This window comes from Pseudogracilibacillus amylolyticus (SeqCode) (genome assembly GCF_051918545.1).
Taxonomy (GTDB): domain Bacteria; phylum Bacillota; class Bacilli; order Bacillales; family Amphibacillaceae; genus Pseudogracilibacillus.
On sequence record NZ_JBPPZG010000066.1, the window covers coordinates 1 to 17489 of the forward strand.

General features: G+C 36.7%; 21 protein-coding genes and 1 pseudogene. 18 read left to right on the forward strand and 4 right to left on the reverse strand.

Annotation, left to right across the window (positions count from 1 at the left end):
* From ACPYKA_RS09280 to ACPYKA_RS09340, 13 genes and pseudogenes are all read left to right on the forward strand, one after another.
* Positions 1-308: ATP-binding protein DrrA1-3 family domain-containing protein (locus ACPYKA_RS09280; RefSeq protein ID WP_479542027.1), on the forward strand; the 308-nt coding region annotated here is incomplete at its 5' end.
* A gap of 1 nt (position 309) precedes the next feature.
* Positions 310-1521 (forward strand): ABC transporter permease, encoded by a 1212-nt coding sequence (locus tag ACPYKA_RS09285; protein WP_479542028.1) that lies wholly within the window; start codon positions 310-312, stop codon positions 1519-1521.
* A 24-nt stretch (positions 1522-1545) separates the two neighbouring features.
* Positions 1546-1757 (forward strand): annotated as a pseudogene (locus ACPYKA_RS09290) (integrase core domain-containing protein); the annotation flags it as partial.
* A 412-nt stretch (positions 1758-2169) separates the two neighbouring features.
* Positions 2170-2673, forward strand: a complete 504-nt coding sequence (locus tag ACPYKA_RS09295; protein WP_479542029.1) for a GNAT family N-acetyltransferase — start codon at positions 2170-2172, stop codon at positions 2671-2673.
* Between the two features lie 128 nt (positions 2674-2801).
* Entirely contained in the window at positions 2802-4025 is a 1224-nt protein-coding gene (locus tag ACPYKA_RS09300; RefSeq protein ID WP_242698409.1) for an MFS transporter, read from the forward strand.
* Between the two features lie 243 nt (positions 4026-4268).
* A complete protein-coding gene (locus ACPYKA_RS09305; protein ID WP_207452493.1) occupies positions 4269-4736 on the forward strand; it encodes a P-loop nucleotide/nucleoside kinase family protein in 468 nt (155 codons plus the stop codon).
* A gap of 72 nt (positions 4737-4808) precedes the next feature.
* On the forward strand, positions 4809-5351 hold the full coding sequence (locus tag ACPYKA_RS09310; RefSeq protein ID WP_207452461.1) for a helix-turn-helix domain-containing protein: 543 nt from the start codon (positions 4809-4811) through the stop codon (positions 5349-5351).
* A gap of 12 nt (positions 5352-5363) precedes the next feature.
* Positions 5364-5636 carry a PLD nuclease N-terminal domain-containing protein gene (locus ACPYKA_RS09315; RefSeq protein ID WP_313886522.1) on the forward strand — a complete coding sequence of 91 codons (273 nt, stop codon included), beginning with the start codon at positions 5364-5366 and terminating at the stop codon, positions 5634-5636.
* Positions 5587-6492: an ABC transporter ATP-binding protein gene (locus ACPYKA_RS09320; protein ID WP_207452460.1), complete on the forward strand. Its 906-nt coding sequence runs from the start codon at positions 5587-5589 to the stop codon at positions 6490-6492. The genes ACPYKA_RS09315 and ACPYKA_RS09320 overlap by 50 nt, the downstream gene beginning before the upstream one ends.
* Positions 6489-7274: an ABC transporter permease gene (locus ACPYKA_RS09325; RefSeq protein WP_207452459.1), complete on the forward strand. Its 786-nt coding sequence runs from the start codon at positions 6489-6491 to the stop codon at positions 7272-7274. Before ACPYKA_RS09320 ends, ACPYKA_RS09325 begins: the two co-directional genes overlap by 4 nt.
* A gap of 69 nt (positions 7275-7343) precedes the next feature.
* Positions 7344-7736, forward strand: coding sequence for a hypothetical protein (locus ACPYKA_RS09330; RefSeq protein WP_207452458.1), 393 nt, complete (start codon positions 7344-7346; stop codon positions 7734-7736).
* Positions 7733-8218 (forward strand): anthrone oxygenase family protein, encoded by a 486-nt coding sequence (locus ACPYKA_RS09335; protein ID WP_282862221.1) that lies wholly within the window; start codon positions 7733-7735, stop codon positions 8216-8218. The genes ACPYKA_RS09330 and ACPYKA_RS09335 overlap by 4 nt, the downstream gene beginning before the upstream one ends.
* 138 nt (positions 8219-8356) lie before the next feature.
* Complete coding sequence (locus ACPYKA_RS09340; protein WP_077604222.1) at positions 8357-8983, forward strand: LysE family translocator; 627 nt, start codon at positions 8357-8359, stop codon at positions 8981-8983.
* Positions 8984-9524: 541 nt separating this feature from the next.
* Here ACPYKA_RS09340 and ACPYKA_RS09345 read toward each other — a convergent pair.
* Positions 9525-11333 carry a hybrid sensor histidine kinase/response regulator transcription factor gene (locus ACPYKA_RS09345; protein ID WP_207452456.1) on the reverse strand — a complete coding sequence of 603 codons (1809 nt, stop codon included), beginning with the start codon at positions 11331-11333 and terminating at the stop codon, positions 9525-9527.
* A 189-nt stretch (positions 11334-11522) separates the two neighbouring features.
* On the opposite strand from ACPYKA_RS09345, the gene ACPYKA_RS09350 reads away from it, so the two are divergent.
* From ACPYKA_RS09350 to ACPYKA_RS09370, 5 genes are all read left to right on the forward strand, one after another.
* Complete coding sequence (locus ACPYKA_RS09350; RefSeq protein ID WP_077604219.1) at positions 11523-12098, forward strand: sensor domain-containing protein; 576 nt, start codon at positions 11523-11525, stop codon at positions 12096-12098.
* Positions 12099-12485: 387 nt separating this feature from the next.
* On the forward strand, positions 12486-12923 hold the full coding sequence (locus ACPYKA_RS09355; protein ID WP_479542030.1) for an RNA polymerase sigma factor: 438 nt from the start codon (positions 12486-12488) through the stop codon (positions 12921-12923).
* A complete protein-coding gene (locus ACPYKA_RS09360; protein ID WP_077604217.1) occupies positions 12907-13161 on the forward strand; it encodes a helix-turn-helix domain-containing protein in 255 nt (84 codons plus the stop codon). Before ACPYKA_RS09355 ends, ACPYKA_RS09360 begins: the two co-directional genes overlap by 17 nt.
* A gap of 410 nt (positions 13162-13571) precedes the next feature.
* Entirely contained in the window at positions 13572-13778 is a 207-nt protein-coding gene (locus ACPYKA_RS09365; RefSeq protein ID WP_077604216.1) for a DUF3173 domain-containing protein, read from the forward strand.
* On the forward strand, positions 13771-14979 hold the full coding sequence (locus ACPYKA_RS09370) for a tyrosine-type recombinase/integrase (protein ID WP_479542031.1): 1209 nt from the start codon (positions 13771-13773) through the stop codon (positions 14977-14979). The genes ACPYKA_RS09365 and ACPYKA_RS09370 overlap by 8 nt, the downstream gene beginning before the upstream one ends.
* 151 nt (positions 14980-15130) lie before the next feature.
* On the opposite strand, the gene ACPYKA_RS09375 is transcribed toward ACPYKA_RS09370, so the two are convergent.
* The 3 genes from ACPYKA_RS09375 to ACPYKA_RS09385 all read right to left on the reverse strand — a co-directional run bounded on the left by ACPYKA_RS09375 (position 15131) and on the right by ACPYKA_RS09385 (position 17338).
* Positions 15131-16342 (reverse strand): site-specific integrase, encoded by a 1212-nt coding sequence (locus tag ACPYKA_RS09375; RefSeq protein ID WP_479542032.1) that lies wholly within the window; start codon positions 16340-16342, stop codon positions 15131-15133.
* A gap of 38 nt (positions 16343-16380) precedes the next feature.
* Entirely contained in the window at positions 16381-16566 is a 186-nt protein-coding gene (locus ACPYKA_RS09380) for a DUF3173 domain-containing protein (RefSeq protein WP_017795842.1), read from the reverse strand.
* A gap of 517 nt (positions 16567-17083) precedes the next feature.
* Positions 17084-17338: a helix-turn-helix domain-containing protein gene (locus ACPYKA_RS09385; RefSeq protein WP_336252577.1), complete on the reverse strand. Its 255-nt coding sequence runs from the start codon at positions 17336-17338 to the stop codon at positions 17084-17086.
* Between the last annotated feature and the right edge of the window lie 151 nt (positions 17339-17489).

Consider the following 17489-nt stretch of genomic DNA (forward strand, 5'->3'; position numbering starts at 1 on the left):
AAAGCTTTTGCGAGCATATTTGTTTAATGAAAAAAGGAGAAGCGATCGTTAAAGGGAGATTGGATCAAATTAAACAAGATTACGGCTTCCGTAATTTAACGATTTCGAACAGTGAAGCTGTTGAAGCTGCACTTCATGATTGGAACATACCTTTTGAAAAAGGACAAGCGGACATCGTCGTGAAAGTGACGAATGATAAAGAAGCGATTCAACTTCTCAACCGATTCGAGAAACGCTCGATCCCCATTCGCAATTTCAGGATGTTAGAGCCGACATTAAATGAAATCTTTATTGAAAAGGTGGGATAATATGGGGAAATTTATGACCGTTTTTAAGTTTCATTTGAAAGACGGATTGACTTCGAAGTCATTTATCTTCGGTAATCTAATTACAATTGTAATTGTACTTGGGATTTTTGGCTTTAGTCATTTTTCGTCGAACGGGCCAAAGGATGAAGTCGCATTCATTAATCCAACGTCCTACAAAACAAATATCGATCAGCTAAATAAAGGCCTGAATTCGGTAAAACTGTTTTTACAAGAAGAAGGCGATCTGGCGCAATTAAAGAAACAAGTTAGAGACGGGGAGCTCGATGGCATTATCGAAATGAAAGAAAAGAACGGTTTACCCGCATTGACGTACACGTATAAATCTTTTGCTGATCAAGAGCTAGTGGCCATCCTAACTCAAAAAATCCAACAAGTAGGGATCCATAAAATAATTGCGGATTCGAACGTTAACCGGGAGGTTGCGGCTAAACTGGTAACACCCGTTCCAGTAGAAAACAAAGCATTAAAAGATACGACTGGAACAGTGGGGATCGTTTATATTTTCGTTATCCTAATGTATTTGTTAATCCTCGGTCAAGGTCAAATGATTGCAAATACCATTACTGCCGAAAAGGCATCGCGTGTTATGGAAATCATGATACCGAAAGTAAAGCCGATCTATATGATGTATGGAAAAATTCTTGTACAGTTAGTCACGGGACTAGTGCAAATTGTTATCATGCTTCTAGGCTTTCTTGCAAGTTACTCCTTAGGTTGGATTGATGGGAAACAATTTTCATTTTTCGGCTTTGATATTGATCTAAGCAATTTAACCGGAATCGTGGTTGCTTCCTTTATCATTTATTTTATTCTCGGCTATCTATTATATGCGATTGGATATGCAGCAGTCGGTGCTGTCGTAAGCCGAACGGAAGACTTAGGTTCAGTTTCTTTCCCGATTATTATGTGCATCATGGTGGCTTTTTTTATCGGAATAAGCTCCATCTTTAACCCTGCATCAACACTTGTTGTTGTTAGCTCCTATATCCCAATTACATCACCGATTGTGACATTTTCAAGAATCGTATCCGGCGAAGCGGGATATGCGGAGATGGGCATTACCATCGTCATTCTTCTAGCTAGCATTGCAATCATTAACCACTTGGCAAGTAGAATTTACGTGAACGGCGTCATGAATTACAGCGGAAAAGTGAAATTTAAAGATGTTATTCAAATGGCACAAAAACATTAAAATAAGCCATTTTACTAGTCTAAAAAAATCAGCATGGATGGAAAGGGTCTGCACTGGATAATATCATTATCGAACGTTTTTGGCGAAACATAAAGTACGAGGAGGTGTACTTAAAAGAATACGAGACTCCAAGGGAAACAAGGAAAAATATAAGGGACTATATAGATTTTTACAATCACGAACGTCCCCATCAGTCATTAAACTATAAAACACCAGCATCTATTTATTTCGGGTAGGTGGATCGCTGGTTGCCCACCACCATTGACCTTGCTTTTGTCCGTGTTCATTGAGCCCACGCAGGCCAAAAAAATAGCCTGAAGGGGCTGATTTTTCTTTAAATTGTACACGGACAAATCGATTCTAAGCATTCGTGGGCCCCCCTCCATCGCCTGCTAAGAATCGGGCACGGCGGTCAATGGCAAGCAGCTGTCGCTAAGGCTGGCTCTAACATCGAGTGGTTCTCATTTTCAGTGAGGCAAGTACTCGCTTTAACCGTGAAAGGGCAAAGACACAATATATTAACCTACCTTATTTTTAAAAAAGTATTGTCTTGACATTGGGGTTGACTTTAGTATTTGAAATAGCATCTATGCAAGTTTAAGAAGTAATATGATTATTAAGTGGAGAAAAGGAAATGGGGAGAAGCTATTGACTATACGAATTTTAAATGAGTCTGATGCTCAATTATACCAAGAATTACGTTTAAGTGCATTAAAAATCAACCCTGAAGCATTTGGCTCAACTTATGAGAGAGAGGCTAAATTCACTCTTGAAACTGTAGCAGAACGATTAAAACCAAACGATAACAAATTTGTCTTGGGTGCTTTTGAGGATAGAAATTTATTAGTGGGAATTGTGACTTTTATGCGTGAAAGTAGTCTTAAAATTGCTCACAAAGGGAATGTTTTCGGAATGTTTGTGAAGCCAGAAATGCGAGGACAAGGGTTAGGGAAATTGCTCCTGCTTGAACTGATAAAAAAGGCAAAAGATTGCATCGGTTTGGAACAAATTAATTTAACAGTGGTATCCAATAATGAGCCTGCAAAGAATCTATATAGATCCTTTGGATTCAAAATTTATGGAGTAGAAAAGAACGCTTTAAAAGATAACGGGAAGTATTTTGACGAAGATTTAATGGTTTTAAAAATTTAATTTTAATCTAGCGGAGGGTGTTATTTTACAAGAATAATGGGAGCACATATTATGAAGGTTTTCTTTGAATTTTACGCTTTATTAACATTAAAGTTTAATAAAATCTAAAAAAAGAGGTGAATGATGATTTGATATCTAAACCGAGGAAAGTAAAAACTCTTTTTCTTTTAATGGTTTGTGTATTTATCGCAACGGTTGCATTTGGGTTAATTATCCCGATATTGCCCGACTTTATGGATAAATTTAAAACAAACGGACAAATGATGGGGTTACTAGTAGCCACATACGGTATTATTCAGCTTTTTTTATCTCCAATTGCTGGACGTTTTGCTGATCGCTATGGTCGAAAAAGAATTATAGAGATTGGTTTAATTTGTCTCACTTTATCTCAATTAGTCTTTGCTTTTTCAGTTCATTTTTGGTTGCTATTTTTAGGGAGGTTTTTAACAGGTATCGCAGTATCACTTTTAATTCCCAGTGCTATGGCATGTATTATTGATATAACGACAGAAGAAGAACGTGCTAAGGGGTTAAGTTTCCTTAATGCCTCTATATCATTTGGTTTTGTCATAGGACCTGGAATTGGGGGTTTTCTAACAACGTATGGTTTATATGTACCTTTTTATTTTGCGTCTGCTATATCCTTTGTTTCCTTTTTACTGTCATTTTTTTTACTACCTGAGACCTTAGGGAAAAAGACACAGTTGACGGCAGAAGACAGCGTTTCCCCCCAACCAATGGTACAGCAATTATTACGTTCCATTCGAGCACCTTATGTTGTTCCATTGCTTTTGGTATTTCTCTATAGTGTAGCCTTATATATTTTTGAAGCCATTTTTGGGCTGTTTGTTGACAAACAATTTGGCTATACGGCAAAGGATATTGCGCTGGTAATCACAATTTCTGCATTTGTAAGTGTTATAATTCAACTGTCATTAACGAATAAATTTGTTTCCCTTTTTGGTGAATCGAGGGTTATGAATGGAACAATGATAGCGGGTGGCATTAGTTTTTTATTTCTCTTGTTCACCACACGCTTTTGGAGTATCTTATTGCTGACTTGTTTCCTTTATACCGCTACTTCCATCCTGCGTCCAGTTATCAATACAGTGTTATCCAAATTGGCAGTAAATGAGCAAGGATTTATTGCGGGTATGAATAATGCATATGTAAGCCTAGGGAGTGTGGTTGGTCCTATATTAGGGGGGATTTTATTTGATATTAACACTTATTTCCCTTATATAGTAGGAGTATTAGCCTTTTTGTCTGGTACAGTGCTTTTAACATGGAAGCATAATCCCTTATATCAACATGATCTAAAGCGTGAGAACAAACTATTTAATAATAACTAATGGGAGGATTTCAGTAATGTTCATGATAAAGAAGATAAAAAAGAAACAACCTTTTATAGATTAAAAGATGACGGACTTGTGAAAGCATATAGTCATCCGAATATTGATTTTGATCCTTTAGAGGAACAAGAACCCGATTATATAGAAGAAAAGGTGAAATTATTAGGAGTGATAGTATTGTCGAATTTTGAAGAAAATATAAAGGACATATTAAGACAAATAACTTCAAAGCCATTAATTATTATGATGTGTGGTGTAGCGGGTTCAGGGAAGACGACATTCGCACAACGCTTGGAAACAGAAGGGTTTGTACGTCTTTCGATTGATGAAGAGATTTGGAAGGTTAATGGACGTTATGGAATAGACTATCCTGCTGAGAAATATGGCGATTATCAAGTTGAAGCTGAAAGAAGGCTTCAAAATCAATTGATACGTCTGATTCAGGATAAACGAAAGGTTGTGATTGATTTTAGTTTTTGGCAAAAAGCCAAACGAGATGGATACAAACAGCTAATTGAAAAAGCTGGTGGTGAGTGGAGACTTATTTATTTGAAAGTTAGTCCTGAAATTATTCGCAAACGGTTGGATATACGGAGTAAAAGATTTGATGCAAATGCAGCTTTTCCTATCACGGAAGATACTTTAACTTCTTACTTAAACGGATTTGAAGTGCCTTCTTGCGAAGGGGAAGTAGTTATAGAGTCAATATGAAAAGTAGTTGACAATCTTGTTTTGATTCCTTATTATCATTTTATAAAATGATAATAATCCGGAGGTAATCCAATGAAAGGAAATGCCGATTTACTTCTTCATCCTGTGCGAATGCGAATTGTACAGCAATTGTTGCTAAATAAACCACTGACGATAGCTCAACTTGTGGAGATACTTGGAGATGTTCCTCAAGCTACGTTATATCGTCATATCAATCTTTTACTCAAAGCAAACCTTATTGAAGTCATTGAAACGAAAAAGGTGAAAGGAACAGAGGAACGTAAATTCGCAGTCAAAATGGATAACTTGCAAATTCCTGAAAGCGAAATTGAATCGATCTCACAGGAAGATCATATCCGTCATTTTTCCGTATTTCACGGTAATTTACTTCAATTAGCGACATCTTATTTGGCGAATACGTCCTCCGAACAGTATGAGCAAGAAGGGTTTAGCTATGCGTATGTACCTTTGCATCTGTCAGATGAAGAATTTCAGGAGCTTATCCAGTCCATTAATCAGGCGATTGGAAAAGTGATCAACAACGAGTTAACACCTGAACGAAACTCTAGAATTTTTGCAAGTATGTTTATCCCACAAAAACCACCAAAAGAGTAAGGGGGAATACATGTGCATTATGGTTATCATATTGGAATTGACGAAATTGGAGCATGGTTACCAGTAATTTTACCCATCTTAATCTTACATCTGATCTTATTTTCTGTGGCATTATGGGATTTATTAAAAAAAGATCAAAGTACAGATTATAAATGGTTGTGGGGTGCGATTATTATTTTGGTTAACATAATCGGCCCAATTTTGTACTTTGTCTTAGGAAGGAGGCAACGTACAGATGCACCTACTTCAAGTAAGTCAACTTCAAAAAATTTACGGAGATCATGAAGTCGTTAAAAGTATCAATTTTCATATTAATCAAGGAGAATGTGTGGCTCTTCTAGGTCCTAACGGAGCAGGTAAAACAACGATTATTAAAATGATTTTAGATATAAACAAACTAACAAGTGGGCAAATCTTGCTTAACGGAAAACGCCATGATCAAATGCGTAAACTTATTGGGTATTTACCGCAACACCCTACTTTTTATCCATGGATGACGGGAAGAGAATTACTTACATTTATGGGTGGCCTTTCAAATATAGAGAGGGAAATTTTGGAACAAAGAATCAACGAATTGCTGGAGCTGGTTGGACTGGGTAAGGTAGAAAATCAGCTTATTGGCACCTATTCGGGAGGAATGAAACAAAGGTTAGGGATTGCACAAGCACTTATCCATCAACCAAAATTACTGATTATGGATGAACCGGTTTCGGCATTGGATCCACTAGGACGCAGGGATATATTAGAATTGCTTAAAGTGATCAAACAGAAATCGACCATTCTTTTTTCAACACATATTTTGCATGATGCCGAAGAACTTTGCGATAAGATGCTGATCATAAATAAAGGGCAATTACTTGTTAACGGATCCATTCAACAAATTATGGAACAGACTCAAAAGCCAATCTTTAATATTCAGGCGCCTCAGTTAAGCGATTGGGTACACCAGCTTGTGAACGAAGACATAGTTGAATCCATTGAGCTAACAGGAAATGCAGCCAAAATTCGAGTGAAAAACATCGAGCAAGGGAGAAACTGGCTGTTAAGCAATATTTTAAATTTACATCTACCCATTCAAAAGTTTGAATTGGTACAGGAAAGCTTGGAAGAAATCTTTTTAAGGATGGTGAAGTCATTTTGAATCGCTTCACAGTTCTTTTGCAAAAAGAGTGGCTAGATGCAAAAAGAAGTTACAAACTATTATGGTTGCCCGTTGTTTTTATGTTTTTGGGCATCTTGCAACCGTTATCGTCTTTTTATTTACCAGAAATTTTAAAAATGGCTGGTGGGCTGCCTGATGGTATGACGATAACATTACCTGAGCTAACTGCTGGTGAAGTATTAGCTAGTGCCTTAACGGATCAATTTGACCAATTGGGCTTAATCGTGATTGTGATGGCGACGATGGGGATCATCGCAGCAGATAAAAATAATGGCATGTTAGCGTTTATTCTGACGCGCAATACGACACTTGTTGAATATTTGCTAAGTAAGTTATTGGGGCATGCAGTTATGATAGCAGGTTCCATATTCATCGGATTTCTGTCAGCCGTATTTTATACTTTTTATTTATATCAAGCTGTTTCCGTGGTTAGGATTGCAGCAGGGTTGGGAGTTTATTACATTTGGTGTTTATTTATATTGGCCTTTGTAATCACTATAGGAGCTTTATTGTCTAGAACACCGGCTATTGCATTGCTGTCTATTTTTGTTCTAATCTTTTTGAAGACTGTTACTATGCTGGGGGGAGGATTCCAAGTCTTAAATCCAGCGCATTTATCCAATCAAGCTGTTAGCATTATAACGTCAGGGAATGTGTTACCTCATTTTTTCACCACAATGACTGTATCCATATTCCTTATTGTATTCTGCTTATTATTTGCAACATCGTATTTATCCCGAAAGGAATTGCCTTCTATGTGACTTCTTTCATCGAGTCACTGGTTAAATAATCCATGGGTAATTGGTTATATAAATTGGAGGAGATATAAGATGAGTTTTCAAGTTGTGGCGGGGGATCGTGAGTTATTACTGAATATTTCAGGATGGACAGCGGCTTTGACTTTGAGGAAGGAGATTAAAATATCGTACACCTCCATTGAAGAAATTCAGTTGGGCAAATTTCATTTTCCATGGACAGCAGCTATTAAGAAAACAGGCATTACGACATTTGGCTATAAAGCTGGAATATTCATGATTGAAGATAAAAAATACTTTTTAGCCTATCATAACCAAAATGAAGTCGTCATACTTCAATTGAAGTGTTGTGAGTTTGATCATGTTGTATTTGAAAGTGAAAACCCTAGACAATTGGTTCACGAAATGATGAGGAATTGCCCTTCAATCAATCTTAGAGAAAACGCACAAAGGGAAGATGAAATATGATCGAAAACCGCTTTCCTATTCTAATTTTTACTGCATCATTAGGATCTGGGCTGATTGCAGGATTATTCTTTGCATTTTCGGCATTTGTCATGAAGGCTCTCTATCGGCTCCCTCCAGAGCAGGGAATTTCGGCTATGCAGTCCATAAATAGCGTTGTGCTAAATCGGCTATTCTTTACAGTATTTATGGGGACATCTCTTGTTTGTTTCCTACTTGTGATTATTTCATTATTAAATTGGCAAGAACCGATTGCCATTTATATATTTGTTGGTAGTTTGTTTTATCTTCTGGGAAGCTTGCTGGTTACGGCGGTATATAATGTTCCACTAAATGATGCATTAACCAATGTAATAGCTACAGATGCAGAAAGTTTGGAGCTATGGAAAGAGTATTATTTAAAATGGACATCATGGAACCATGTTCGGACTATTTCAAGTTTAGCCTCATCAGCACTCTTCGTCTTCGTTCTTTGGCGAATTTAGACCAAAATGGAATGGGGGATGAGGTTTCATATGAGTTATCGTCAATTCTGATGATTGTTTCCCACTAACTCTATACAGGGAAAATATTAGCGATATAACTAAAGTGATGAGTATTCTAGTAAAAGGAGAGATATTTAAATGATAGAGTTTTCAACATTAGGAACATTTTTTGTGGTGGTTTTAGGTTTATTTTTGGTACCCGGTCCTGCGGTGCTTTTAACTTTGTCCAGCACCATACGAGGAGGCAGAAAAACAGGGATTCTAACAGGGCTAGGCATTGCAACAGGTGATTTCATACATACAATGTTTGCTGTTTTGGGGCTGTCTGCTATTTTGATGACTTCAGCTGCTGCATTTAACCTTGTCAAATATGCTGGGGCAGTTTATTTGATTTATATGGGGCTTAAAGCTATTGCAGAAAAGCCCAATAAACAAGACCTTCCTTCCGTCTCAAAGTCATCAAACCTTCAATCATACAGACAAGCCGTTTTGGCAGAGGTATTGAATCCAAAAACGGCTATTTTCTTTTTAGCTTTTTTGCCTCAATTTGTCCATCCTGAAAAGGGCACTGCGATAGTTCAATTCTTATTGCTAGGTTTGATATTTGTGATTATGAGTTGTCTTTACACTACCTTGATTGCTATCAGTGTTCGACTCATTGGCCGTTTGATGAAGAGAACTGCCAAACTTGGACAATGGAGTGGAAAATTTGCAGGTTTGATTTATATTTGGCTTGGTGTAAAAGTAGCTTTTCAACAGCGATAAAAAATCCGTATGTGATAATGCAAACTGCATTTCGCATACGGATTTTTAAATGTTATAATAATTTTTTCACTTTTTCTAGAAATCAATCTGCAGAAGTATGAATTATCAAAAGCACTACTTTAATCATAAAGGAACTTGCTTGACTTCATGTGATTCAAATGTGGCATGATTGGGAGGTACTCAAACCACTGATCGATAACCGACGAATAGTTCGTTATTTTCAAGCGATCGAAGTCTTGACGCCACGGTGTTCTAAAGTACGACTCACTTTGTACGTAGCTTTGCTCATCTATCTTAGAGTAAGGAAGCTTGTAGTCTGCACATACAGCCTATCAACTGACTTGCCGGTTGTTCTGGCTAGTGCTTGCGTCCGTCCATTTTCCATTACGTGTTCCGTTTCTCACTGGTGCATATACTGTGAATCGAGTATCTTCTTTCATTATGTTTAGCGCTAATGCTTTTCGGGGAAATTTACTACCGTATTGATCATTAACATAACTCCCATATTCCTCCCGGCCTGAACCCAAATTCCTGAAAGAGATCAATGAGATATCAATCCATTTTCTATACACTTTTCTACAGCTTGGTCACGATTGTTTACACCAAGTTTGGCGTACATTTCGGAAGCATAATTCCTAACTGTACCTTCAGATAGAAAAAGTCTAGCGGCAATGGTCTTGTAACGCATACCTTTGGCTAAATAGTGAATAATTTCAATTTCTCGAGATGTCAGTCCATAATCATTTTTGTCATGTTTACCAGCTGAAATATTTTGCTCCTTCAATTTTTCAAACACCTGATTAGCAATTTCATGGTAGATAATGGTATCTCCACGGTGAATGAAACGAAGGGTATCAATGAGCTCTTTTGCTTGAATAGACTTAAGTAAATAGCCATTTGCTCCTTTTTGCAGAGCCTCTACCGCTTGATCGATATTCTCAAAAGATGAAAGAATCACAATCTTGATCATGGGATTCTTCTCCTTTATCGCTTCCATGGCTTCTATTCCATTCATATTTGGCATATTTACATCCATAAGCACGATATCGGGCTGGTTTAGGCTACTTAATGATAAGGCATCTTCTCCAGATTCAGCAATACCGACAATTTGCAGTTGATTGTGACTCTCCAAAGTTGTCTTCAACCCATCCAAAATGCCAGGTTGATCATCTACTAAGATTACCTTGAGCGTCTCGGTATTAGCTTCGCTGTTTCTTGGAATAGTACAGATAATCACCGTTTCTTCCATATTGTCTGTATGTATGGATAAATTTCCTTGCAAAGCCTGCAATCTTTCTTTCATCGCACGTAAGCCAAAGCCGAGTTCAATTTTTTTCGCTTGTTCCAATACACCATTGTCTTCAACTTGCAAGCGTAGCTCCAAGCTGTCGAAGTATAAAGATACTTTAATTTCACTTGCTTGCCCATGTCTAACAGCGTTCGTTAATGTTTCCTGAATGCAACGAATAATCGTTAATTTAACTTCCTTTGATAAGTTGTATTCATCTCCAAAATATCGAAATTTAACAGACGTATCCGTACTTTCCATAAATTTGTCAATTAACTGTTTTACATATTGAACAAGTGATAAATTCATTGCGGATGGTTCCAACTGATGTACAAGCTTTCGCATGTCTTGTAAACCGTCACGTGCCGTGTTCAGTAAAACGTTCAGTTTATGTCCAACCTTTTCATCCGCCAACGAAGAATGGATTGTCTCCATACCCATGATCATCGTGGTAAACGTATGACCGACCGTATCATGCAACTCCCGCGATAAACGATTACGCTCCTCCTGCAGAGTAAGTTGTTCCACCTCGTATACATATTGTTCAAGCACACTGTTTTGCTTATGGATGATCAAGCTTTGCTTATGGTTGGTCACAAGTAATTGAAAAGCATAACCAAGTCCAAATGCTACACCATAATTCGATATTAAACGAAGAAAAGTGTCGGTCAAAGATTGATCGGTTACCATTCCGATGATAAAAGGAATGACCACAATAGTTAAAGGTCCGGACCAAATATAGACTCTTAGGATACTGTAAAACCCTATCACAAAAGCAATCGGGATAAACTGCCATAATGCATCATGAAGAAGGAATGTCAAAAAAATGCAATAGCTTCCAGAAATGATGATCTCCGTAAGTATGAAGTATTTTCTAAAAAATTGCTGAATTAAAAATGGAATTGAAAAGACAATGAAGGGCAATCCAAACAGAATCCAAAACGGAAATGATAAAATATTATGAAATTCCCACAAGCCGATTAGGACAGAGAGTAACCAAATGGAGCGAACAGCAAATACCATCCAGTCATACCAGTACCACTTTTTGATGATGTCATACATAAGAGAACCCCGCTTATTTAATGATGTGACTATCACTATTTTACTACAAGTCATTATGAATATCAGTCATGAAAACAAATGACAAAATGTCACTATGCCTTATGACGTGAAGTATGGATAATGAAATAAGTATTGGACAGTGAGGAATCTAATGCTACTTCATTATTAAAAGAAAAGGTGGTTTTCTGTATGAAAATGCTTATCTTTAATTTTAAAAACTTTCTGTATTTGTTCCTTTGGTTTTTCATCGGCTTCTTATATTTCGCTTTTTATTTAATAAGCGTAACATTTTCCGTTGGAGTAAGTTTTACAGTTGTTGGTATTCCGATTTTAGCAGGAGTTTTTCGGACGATTCCTTTTTTTCTGGATTTGGATCGAAAAATAGCAGAAAAATATGCGCATATAAATATCCCTAGCTTAAAATGGGATCCACAAGATAAATTGACAAAGGAAATTTCAGACAAAAGAAATTGGTTTACTGTGGGGATCATGATTTTTCCAAGATTTATTCTAGGTTTCTTCACTTTTATTGCTGCTTTTGTCTGTTATTTACTGCCAATCGCTATGATTTTATCTCCTTATTTGTATAGATTATTTGATATGACCGTGATGATGATTGCGATTAATACATTACCACGTGCTATAGTAGCTTGCATAGCAGGAATCATTTTATTGTTATTGTTACCCCGTTTGGCGGAAAGAATCGTAAAGTGGGCAGGGAGTTATACAGAGAATATATTGGAAACGATTCGAAGCTGGCGATAAGCGTTTGATGATCGTATGTAATATAGGAGGACAAGACTTTACTATATGTAGTGAATTTATCAAATGGAGATTAAAAAAATCTAAACCTCCGTTTCTCCCTTTAAAAAAGGATTTCATAAGGGGACATTAATTTTGCTTTTTTTAAGCTACGATATATCAAAAACATCTTGGATAATTATGAAACCATTATAGCAGTAATGTCACAACAAACAGCATCTAGTACAAATATCAATTTTTATGCCCAACTGGTTGATTATCAGTTGGGCCTTATATTTTTTAAAAAAATAAGATCACTGATATTTTTGGCATTTTATAAAAAATCTTGTTGAAGGTTATGAAAGGGGAAATCATCACCCACCTTTGCGGTTGCGAAGGGAGAGGATATGCATGATAGAACCAGATCGTACCGAATGGCAAGTTCGCTGTGCATTTAATGCTTTTTGTAAACGTGTGTTGAAGAATGAAGCAATCAATATTTTTAATGAAAGAAAACAACGACAAGCAAAGGAGATGACATTTTCTGATCTCACCCCACAAGAAGAAAATCAACTCTATACCTTAGATAAGCAATATGAAGGAGAAGAAGGACAAAGTTTTCAAGTGGCTGGAAAGAAAATCACTCCGAAATTACTTGCTGAAGCCATGCGTACTTTGCCAAAAGAAAAGCGTATTACTGTCCTCCTATACTACTTTTTTAATAAATCTGATGTGGAAATTGGTCAACTACTCGATATTCCACGTAGTACAGTTCAGTATAGACGGACAAGCTCTTTTGAACGGTTAAAGCGATTTTTGGAGGAACATGCAGATGAATGGGATGATTAATTCTAATATTGAAAACAACGAGCGTGGTTTATTGCCGTACCCAATTATTTTAGCTGCAAATAAGGGTGAGCCAGAAGCAATGAAAGTAGTTGTTTTGCATTATGGAAGCTACATGACAAGCTTATCTATGCGTAAGCTCCGTGATGAACAAGGAAATACTTATTGGGGCATCGATGAAGATACACGCGAACACTTACGAGCGAAGCTTATGCAATCTGTTTTAGCTTTCAAGATTTGATGAAATAATGGTTAGGTTTTCCCTTTCATTAATCATAATTTGATCTTTGACAAAGAAAGCATGGAAGATAACGCCATGCAGTATAAATAAAAAATCAGATACGTTTTACTGATGATGAGCCACTTGATTCATACGCCACGACTTTCGTTAGAAACGAGCGATAATCTATGAATCTAATGCAATCGTGGTGGATTGCTGGCGATAACTCATTAGTTAGGATAATGATACTCCCCTACCGTCATGGTTCGAGCGTTCAAAGCGTCGCAAACTATGAGTAGGGCTGGAAGAAATACTTGCAGGGGTGAAATTCCCGTGGAGCTGCACCAACAGCCGTCTGATTTTTAAGTAGATTAGTGAATCGTTGTTTCTAGTATGTATTCCTCTGTTGATGAAAAAGGAGGTATATATTAATGAAGGAACTGATTACAAAAGATGATTTAATTCAGCTTGGGTATCCTAAATATACTTCGATACGAATTATTAGACAAGCCAAACAAATCATGGTACAAAAAGGGTATCCATTTTATAATAATAAACGCTTAGGGCGTGTACCAAAAATGACAGTCGAATCGATTCTAGGGTGTGAACTAGAATTGGAGGAAGACAGTCATGGCTAAAACCAAATATGCAGGGGTCTATATTGATAACAATGAACAATACTTTTATGAAACGGAGTTAGGAACGGATCGCATTACTGGAAAGCGACTTCGTAAAAAGGGACGTACAAATCAACAAGGAAAAAAGTTTACTTCTGCTTTACAAGCTTATAAAGAATTGGTACGGGTGAAAAATGAATACCATCAAGCAAATGGTTATGGAAATTATCACATGACATATGGTCAATTCATGGACACTGTGTACATTCCAGCTTATGAAACCGAGGTGGAAGAAAGTACTTTTTACGTTCGCAAACGAACTTTAGAAAGTATGAGAGATCGTTTTTCAAACATTGAGCTTCGTTCTTTAGCAGTAGAAGATGTCCAACGTTATCGAACCTGGTTACTTTCTGATAAAGGAGCTGGATATTCCCAAGCATATGCAAGTTTGGTATTTGGTATGTTTCGTAAAAGTCTGGATATGGCAGTTGATATGCAATATCTAGAAGTGAACGTGTCTAAAAAGGTGAAGGCTATCCCTAAAGGAAAAGCGGTTGTCCCATATTGGACAAAGAAAGAATTTGAAAAAGTTATCTCGGTTATTTGTCTGGATGACTTTTATGAACATTTATGTTTTGTGATGTTGTGGACGTATTTCATGACGGGGATACGGGTTAGTGAAGGAACGGCCTTGTGGTGGGATGATATAGATTTTAAAAACAAACGGCTTCGCGTTCATCACTCACTGTATTTAATAAATAAAAGCAATTGGAAACGAAAAGATTATACAAAAACAGAGGATGGTAAACGGATCATCTCTTTGGATGAGGATACGATACAAGTGTTGCAAGAATGGAAACAACGACAATCAAAAATAGGGATTGACGATTTTGTTTTTAGTTATGATGGAGCGCCAATGATTAAATCGACGCTTGCTAGAATTATTCAACGTTATGCAAAACTTGCAGATGTTCATCGTATTCAAGCTAAAGGACTCCGACATTCGCATGCGTCTTATCTCATTAATGAATTTAACGTTTCTGTTTTGATTTTATCAAAGCGTATGGGACATTCGAGTCCAGAAATTACGTTAAAGCATTATTCACATATGTGGTCAGGTGTAGATGAACTAATTGCGGAAGAGATGACAGGTAACATTAATATACGAACAGCGGAAAAATCAAGTATATCATTTAATGGGAATCAAGCAGTAAAAAAATAAGTTCCGCCAGAATCCCCGCCAAAACAATTTGAAGGTGCGATAAACGTTGTTATAGCAGTGTTTTGGCGTCACCCGCAAACTTGGAGTGGGAGTAGTTGTAGGAGAGCTGAACCCCCTTTGTTTATAAGGGTTTCAGCTCTTTACTCTATTTTCATTGCATTGTTATTGCATTATTTGTTTTTAATCCTTTGCGTAGGTAACGAGCAGTGAATTGATTCTTTGGTGAAGTATCTTCATTTTCTGTTGCTGTTTGGTAAGACATAATACCTTCTAATTTATGGGCTACTTCAAAGTTACTGTTAGGATACAAATGTCCGTAAGTGCCGAGTGTCGTTTCAATATCTTCATGCCCTAGGCGGTCTTTAATGATTAATGGGTTTTCACCCATGCTAATAAGCAATGAAGCATGAGAGTGTCTTAAAGCATGTAATCTAATTCGATGAACCCCAGCTTTTTTTGAAAAACGTGTAATGGCATTCGCCAACGTATGTTTTTGTGTAGGAACACCATTATAGCTCATCACATAATTGGTTTGAATGACAGCTTGCTGCACGTTCTGCCATTCACGGAGTAAAGTTAAAGTATCCCCGTCTAATGCAATTTGGCGCACACTAGCCTTTGTTTTTGGTTCTACAAAAGAGTAATTATCTAAATTCTTATAGTAAAGTGTTTTATCAATAGATAACACGCCAGAATCAAAGTCAATATCTTCCCATTGAATTGCAGTGGCTTCTCCAATCCGCATCCCAGTCATAAATAAAAACCACAATGAGATAAATAAAAAGTGTTGATAGTAGTCTTCCTTATAAAAAAGAGAGATGACTTTTTCAAATTCTTCTTTGGTCCAAAAATCTATTTTTGTCTTTGTCTTTTTTACATTTCCAACAATTTTAGATGGATTACTTTCAGCTAAACCTAAAACAACCGCTCGATCCATCGCCATGGAAAATAACCCTTGAACATTTCTAATATAAGAAGAACGATACTTCTTTTTAGATAATGCTAATTGCCATTTTTGCACATGAATCGGGGTAATTTCGGTAGTGATTAAACTATTAAAAAAAGTGAAATGTTTTCTTACGGTCGGTAATCGATTTTCGTACGTTCTTTCTTTTACTTGTGTTTTATACCAAGGTAAAAAAATATCTTCAATAAACTGTTGGAACAGAATGTCATCTTGCTTTTCTTCTAATTCATCTGATTTTGTAAGCAGTAACCTCGAATATTCTTCCCTTGCTTCTTTTTTAGTTTTAAAACCACTACGGTATTTCTGAATTTGCTTGCCAGTGATCGGGTGATACCCTAAATTAGCACGAAAATAATATGTTCCGTTCTTTGCCTTTTTGACGATATCTTTAGTCATGATTTCACTCCTTACGCAATTAGTGCAAGAAGTACAAATCACACATCTAAAGTTATCCCTAATACTTCTTCAACAGCTTCTTTAGGAACACGATCTAACTTTTTAGATTGATAATACGCATGTCCTTTTGAAATCATTAGTTTTTTACATTCTCTAATGATATCAGCTGAAAAAGAGGGACCATAACCTAGTGCTATCAAGTCTTTTTTAGTGACTGTGACCATATGAACTCCTTTCCATAGACTAGGATATGCTATTTGATATCTGTCTATTATTATATCGCTTCTATAAAACTAATTCTAATATGTTGCGTGAATTTGGCTCTTGCACTAAAATAAAAAGGATTTAATGTCATAACTTGATAGTTACTTTAACCTATCTTGCTAAATTGAATATAAAAAATCAGACGGCTGCTGGTGCAGCTCCACGGGAATTTCACCCCTGCAAGTATTTCTTCCAGCCCTACTCATAGCTTGCGACGGTTCAAACGCTCGAACCATGACGATAGGGGAGTATCATTATCCTAACTGATGGGTTATCGCCAGCAATCCACCACGATTACATTAGATTCATAGATTATCGCTCGTTTCTAACGAAAGTCATGGCGTATGAATCAATTGGCTCATCATCAGTAGAACGTATCTGATTTTTTGCTTATACTGCACGGCGTAATCTTCCGTGCTTTCTTTGTCAAAGAACAAATATATGATGAATGAAAGGGAAAACCTAACCATTCTGTATTCAAATTTTGAAAGTTAAAACAGATTGCATAAGCTTCGCTCGTAAGCGTTCGCGTGTATCTTCATCGATGCCCCAATAAGTGTTTCCTTGTTCATTACGGAGCTTACGCATGGATAGGCTTGTCATATAGCTTCCATAATGTAGAACAACTACTTTCATTGCTTCTAGCTCACCCTTATTTGCAGCTAAAATGATTGGATACGGCAAAAAGCCACGCTCATTGATTTCCGTATTAGTATTAATCATCCCATTCATCTGCATGCTCCTCCAAAAAACGTCTTGATGATTTCCCCTTTCATTACCTTCAACAAGTTTTTTTGTAAAATGCCAAAAATCAGAGAAAAAGTTTTTAAAAAACAATAACCCAACTGAATATTAACAGTTAGGTAGAATCATTTTTAATATT

Excerpts from the sequence above, each read along its gene's own strand:
- ACPYKA_RS09285 (WP_479542028.1), top strand. The coding sequence starts at position 310 with ATGGGGAAATTTATGACCGTTTTTAAGTTTCATTTGAAAGACGGATTG.
- ACPYKA_RS09340 (WP_077604222.1), top strand. The coding sequence starts at position 8,357 with ATGATAGAGTTTTCAACATTAGGAACATTTTTTGTGGTGGTTTTAGGT.
- ACPYKA_RS09305 (WP_207452493.1), top strand. The coding sequence starts at position 4,269 with ATGATGTGTGGTGTAGCGGGTTCAGGGAAGACGACATTCGCACAACGC.
- ACPYKA_RS09385 (WP_336252577.1), bottom strand. The coding sequence starts at position 17,338 with ATGAATGGGATGATTAATACTAATACGGAAATCAATGAGCGTGGCTTT.
- ACPYKA_RS09375 (WP_479542032.1), bottom strand. The coding sequence starts at position 16,342 with ATGACTAAAGATATCGTCAAAAAGGCAAAGAACGGAACATATTATTTT.
- ACPYKA_RS09330 (WP_207452458.1), top strand. The coding sequence starts at position 7,344 with ATGAGTTTTCAAGTTGTGGCGGGGGATCGTGAGTTATTACTGAATATT.
- ACPYKA_RS09355 (WP_479542030.1), top strand. The coding sequence starts at position 12,486 with ATGATAGAACCAGATCGTACCGAATGGCAAGTTCGCTGTGCATTTAAT.
- ACPYKA_RS09365 (WP_077604216.1), top strand. The coding sequence starts at position 13,572 with ATGAAGGAACTGATTACAAAAGATGATTTAATTCAGCTTGGGTATCCT.
- ACPYKA_RS09380 (WP_017795842.1), bottom strand. The coding sequence starts at position 16,566 with ATGGTCACAGTCACTAAAAAAGACTTGATAGCACTAGGTTATGGTCCC.
- ACPYKA_RS09310 (WP_207452461.1), top strand. The coding sequence starts at position 4,809 with ATGAAAGGAAATGCCGATTTACTTCTTCATCCTGTGCGAATGCGAATT.
- ACPYKA_RS09360 (WP_077604217.1), top strand. The coding sequence starts at position 12,907 with ATGAATGGGATGATTAATTCTAATATTGAAAACAACGAGCGTGGTTTA.
- ACPYKA_RS09350 (WP_077604219.1), top strand. The coding sequence starts at position 11,523 with ATGAAAATGCTTATCTTTAATTTTAAAAACTTTCTGTATTTGTTCCTT.
- ACPYKA_RS09345 (WP_207452456.1), bottom strand. The coding sequence starts at position 11,333 with ATGTATGACATCATCAAAAAGTGGTACTGGTATGACTGGATGGTATTT.
- ACPYKA_RS09320 (WP_207452460.1), top strand. The coding sequence starts at position 5,587 with ATGCACCTACTTCAAGTAAGTCAACTTCAAAAAATTTACGGAGATCAT.
- ACPYKA_RS09335 (WP_282862221.1), top strand. The coding sequence starts at position 7,733 with ATGATCGAAAACCGCTTTCCTATTCTAATTTTTACTGCATCATTAGGA.
- ACPYKA_RS09370 (WP_479542031.1), top strand. The coding sequence starts at position 13,771 with ATGGCTAAAACCAAATATGCAGGGGTCTATATTGATAACAATGAACAA.